Origin of the sequence: Mycobacterium sp., from assembly GCF_052143115.1 — a bacterium.
GTDB lineage: Bacteria > Actinomycetota > Actinomycetes > Mycobacteriales > Mycobacteriaceae > Mycobacterium.
Window position 1 is genome coordinate 1 of record NZ_JBKQTQ010000038.1, and the last position, 3,975, is coordinate 3,975.

General features: G+C 66.2%; 5 protein-coding genes. 3 read left to right on the plus strand and 2 right to left on the minus strand.

All coding sequences use genetic code 11. The features are described 5' to 3' along the window. On the plus strand, nucleotides 1-362 hold a 362-nt coding region (locus tag ACLQI9_RS03940), incomplete at its 5' end, for a hypothetical protein (protein WP_442391099.1). Between the two features lie 25 nt (nucleotides 363-387). Here the strand turns inward: ACLQI9_RS03940 and ACLQI9_RS03945 are convergent. Together ACLQI9_RS03945 and ACLQI9_RS03950 are read right to left on the minus strand one after the other, a co-directional pair. After that, nucleotides 388-1,368, minus strand: coding sequence for an alpha/beta hydrolase (locus tag ACLQI9_RS03945; RefSeq protein WP_442391101.1), 981 nt, complete (start codon nucleotides 1,366-1,368; stop codon nucleotides 388-390). A 10-nt stretch (nucleotides 1,369-1,378) separates the two neighbouring features. Further along, nucleotides 1,379-2,233, minus strand: coding sequence for an alpha/beta fold hydrolase (locus ACLQI9_RS03950; protein ID WP_442391103.1), 855 nt, complete (start codon nucleotides 2,231-2,233; stop codon nucleotides 1,379-1,381). Between the two features lie 92 nt (nucleotides 2,234-2,325). Between ACLQI9_RS03950 and ACLQI9_RS03955 the strand changes: the two genes are divergently transcribed. Together ACLQI9_RS03955 and ACLQI9_RS03960 are read left to right on the plus strand one after the other, a co-directional pair. After that, on the plus strand, nucleotides 2,326-2,931 hold the full coding sequence (locus ACLQI9_RS03955) for a TetR/AcrR family transcriptional regulator (protein ID WP_442391105.1): 606 nt from the start codon (nucleotides 2,326-2,328) through the stop codon (nucleotides 2,929-2,931). Between the two features lie 100 nt (nucleotides 2,932-3,031). Then, the coding region (locus ACLQI9_RS03960; RefSeq protein WP_442391107.1) for a Clp protease N-terminal domain-containing protein at nucleotides 3,032-3,975 on the plus strand (944 nt) is incomplete at its 3' end.

A 3,975-nucleotide genomic window follows, 5' to 3' on the forward strand; every position in this document is an offset into this window, starting at 1 on the left:
AGGACGCCGCGCGCCGCGCTTACATCAAGGCGCTGATGGGTTACGCGCTGGCTTGGCCCGGCGTGGACAAAACGCTCGGCTACCGAGGCCATTTCGGGCGGATGGGCTTCGACGAGGCGCTCACCGAACTGGAGGAGCGCCGCGACCGTGGCGCTTCCCAAGATGAGTTGATCGACGCGTTCCCGGTTGAGCTGGTGAAGTTGGTGGGCTACTTCGGGCCGGCATCCGGTGCCGCGGCCGCCTTCCGCCAGCTCGCGGAAGGGCTGGACACCGCCATCGTGAGGGTGGTACCCGCCAGGCCGGGGCTGGAATCGATCACCGCCGTCATGGATGCGTGCCAACCCTCCAAGCTCCCGACCTGATCGTGGTGCGCAGCTTGGTCAAAGGTCATCGTCCGCCAAGATCGCGGGCAACGACGACGCCTGGCTCGCCGCCGACGGCGTATCCATCCGCTGACCGGTCAGTGCCCGGCGCCAGCGCGCGGTCGAGAAACGACACCAGGACATCGGCGGCCTGTTCCTCGCCGTCGAGGAATGCTGCGTAGTGCCCGCCGGGCAGACGGGTCACCTGGCCGCGAGGGGCGCTCTGCGCGGCGTGGGTCGCGGGGGCGGGTGGAGCGACGCCGTCCTGGTCGTAGGCGAGGACCAACAGTGGGCACCGGATCCGGGCGGCGAACCGGGCGGGTCGGTAGAAGCCGACCCGGATGGCGGAGCGGGCGGCGACGCTTTGCTGCCAGTGCGGGTATTTGTTGGCGGGGTTCAGCGCGTGGGCGCCGTTGAGCGAGTCGGGAGTGGTCAGGGAGGCGACGGTGCCGCGTCGTCCGGCCAGTGGCACCAGCAGCGGCGCGCGCCCGAGCAGGCCGCCCAGGGTGTCGGCGGCGGCACGGGCGCTGAGGCGCGTCAGTGCCCACGGGGTGGTGTGGCGAAGCGCGTTGCGCATGGCGTGTAGTCCGTCGGCCAGAGGCGCGTGGGCGATCGCCGCGGCCACCCGGGGATTGCGCGCCGCGACGGTGAAGACGTGCCCGCCGGAGGCCGAGAACCCCCAGATTGCGAGCTTGTCCGCTTGCACACCGGGCAGGGTGGCCGCAAAGCCGATGGCCGCTTGCCAGTCGGCGAGTTGCTCGGAAATGCGTACCAGTTGCCTTGGCGTGCCGCCGCTTTCGCCGAGGTTGCGGTAGTCGAACGCCAACACGCTGTATCCGGCTCGATGAAACCGTTCGGCGAAGCGGTCGGTGCCGGGTTCTTTGGTCACGCCTAGTCCGGCGGCCATGATCACGCACCCGCCGTTGTCGCGTGGGTAATGCCAAGCTGTGCAGTGACTATCTCCGCTCGCGAAGACTACTTTGCGGCGTTGGCTGGTTTTCGTCATGGGGCATTCCTTACGAGTGTTGGTCTGTGGCGTAGCTGAAATGCGTCTGGATTTCGTCGGCCACCCGCTGCGGCTCATCGAGCGGGAAAAAGAGGCGTCCATAGGGGATTTCGACGACTCGGGCGCTGGGAAAGGCGTTCTGAAGTCGGTGCGCGAGGCTGATCGGGAAGAACCGGTCGGCACCGCCCCACAGCAGCAGCACGGGCTTAGTGAATCGCCGCAGCCGGGTGGACACGTCGAGCAGCTCTGCGGGATTCACGCCACGCAAAAACTTTGCGGTGTCGCGCCGTACGCCGCGCTCGGCCAGCGCTGGTGTGATCCAACGTCGGGTGAGCGCAGGATCGATTGGGCTGGAGACATTTTGACGCTGGATAAGTTGTCGGATCCAGGTAGGCCGCATGATCGACATCAGCGTGTAGATGCCCGCAGGTCGCCGCCCGAGCCGGAAAACCGGTGCCAATGCCGGCGGCGGGAACTGATCGAAAGCGTCGCCATTGGTCAGTACCAGTCGCCCGATCCGACTGGCGTCAGTGTCGATGACGAACTGGCACAACGCAGTTCCGGTGTCGTTGCCGACGAGCGTGACATCAGTGAGGTCGAGCGCCTTCATGAACGAGCACATCAGGCTCGCGACTGCACGAGGGTGTAGGTCGGCATCCGGCCGCAGCGCAATGGGGTGCGATCCCAGCGGCAGATCCGGGGCATATGAACGCACACCGCGTGCCGCCAAATTATCGGCCACGCCGGTCCATAGCTCGCTGTTAGTCAACAGGCCGTGCACGAACACTACCGGTGGCGCCGTGCTGGTGCTCGGTCCCGCGAGCCGATGGCGCATCTGCCCCTGCGGAAGGTCGATGATAGGCATCACGTACTCCTCAGCGAAGGTGAACAATTACTGCCACATACATACGGTATGTATGAAGATACATACCGTATGTATGTGAGGCAGGGGGCCGAATGGTCGATAGTCGCCGTACCCAGGCCGAGCGCTCAGCGGAAACACGCGAAGCGCTGATCGCCGCGGCCCGGCCGCTATTCGCCGTCCATGGCTATGCGGACGTCTCACTGGAAACAATCGTCCGCACAGCCGGCGTCACCCGCGGCGCCCTGTATCACCATTTCGCCGACAAGACGGAACTCTTCGCGGCGGTCTTCGAGCAGGTCGAGGGCGAAGTGGCCCAGCGGATGGGTGACGCGATCGCGGCCACCGAACAAACCGATCCGGTCGAGGTCATGCGGCTTGGCGCCGACTTCTGGCTGGACGCATGCGCCGATGGCGAGATCCAACGCATCGTGTTGGTGGACGCACCCGCCGTCCTCGGGTGGACGCGGTGGACCGAGATCGGCGACCGCTACAACATCGGCCTGGTGCGCAATCTGCTCGACCACGCCGTCGAGATCGGCCGCATTCCGCCCCAGCCGGTCGAAGCGACCGCGCTGACCCTGTTGGGCGCGATGCGTGAAGCGACCCTCTACATCGCCCGCGCCGAGGATCATGACCAGGCACGTCAGGACGGCGGCGCCGTGATGAACCGGATCATCAACGGGCTCGCCGGCGACTGACAAAATTCACTAGGATTGAGCGGAATAGACTCAACCTTGACGGCGTTGAAGAACACGACAAGCATTTTGACAACCCTTTGTGGACCAGAATGGAGGTGTCGTGGACTCTTTTAACCCGACAACCAAGACGCAGGCGGCCCTGACATCGGCCCTGCAGGCGGCGACAGCCGCCGGCAACCCCGAGATCAGGCCCGCTCATCTGCTGTTGGCGCTGCTGACGCAGAACGACGGGATCGCCGCGCCGTTGCTGGAGGCTGTCGGCGTCGAGCCCGCCACCATCCGCGCTGAAGCCCAGCGCATCGTCGACCGGCTGCCGCAGATCAGCGGCGCCAGCTCGCAACCTCAGCTGTCCCGCGAGTCGCTGGCTGCCATCACCACTGCGCAGCAACTGGCCACCGAGATGGATGACGAATACGTCTCCACCGAGCACCTGATGGTGGGGCTGGCCACCGGCGACTCCGACGTCGCCAAACTGCTGACCGGACACGGTGCCTCGCCGCAGGCGTTGCGGGACGCGTTTGTCAACGTCCGCGGCAGCGCCCGCGTCACCAGCGCCGACCCGGAGGCTACCTACCAGGCGCTGGAGAAGTACTCCACCGACCTGACCGCCCGCGCCCGTGAAGGCAAACTCGACCCCGTTATCGGGCGGGACAACGAAATTCGCCGCGTCGTGCAGGTGCTGTCCCGTCGTACCAAGAACAACCCGGTGCTGATCGGCGAGCCGGGCGTCGGCAAGACCGCGATCGTGGAGGGCCTGGCGCAGCGCATCGTCGGCGGCGACGTGCCCGAGAGCTTGCGCGACAAGACCGTCGTCAGCCTGGACCTGGGTTCGATGGTGGCCGGTGCCAAGTACCGCGGCGAATTCGAGGAACGCCTCAAGGCCGTGCTCGACGACATCAAGAACTCCGCCGGACAGATCATCACCTTCATCGACGAACTGCACACCATCGTCGGGGCCGGTGCGACCGGCGAGTCGGCGATGGACGCCGGCAACATGATCAAGCCGATGCTGGCCCGCGGCGAGCTGCGCCTGGTCGGCGCCAC

Bases quoted from the DNA above. Each gene is read 5' to 3' on its own strand.
- ACLQI9_RS03950 (WP_442391103.1), bottom strand. From the start codon at position 2,233: ATGCCTATCATCGACCTTCCGCAGGGGCAGATGCGCCATCGGCTCGCG.
- ACLQI9_RS03945 (WP_442391101.1), bottom strand. From the start codon at position 1,368: ATGACGAAAACCAGCCAACGCCGCAAAGTAGTCTTCGCGAGCGGAGAT.
- ACLQI9_RS03955 (WP_442391105.1), top strand. From the start codon at position 2,326: ATGGTCGATAGTCGCCGTACCCAGGCCGAGCGCTCAGCGGAAACACGC.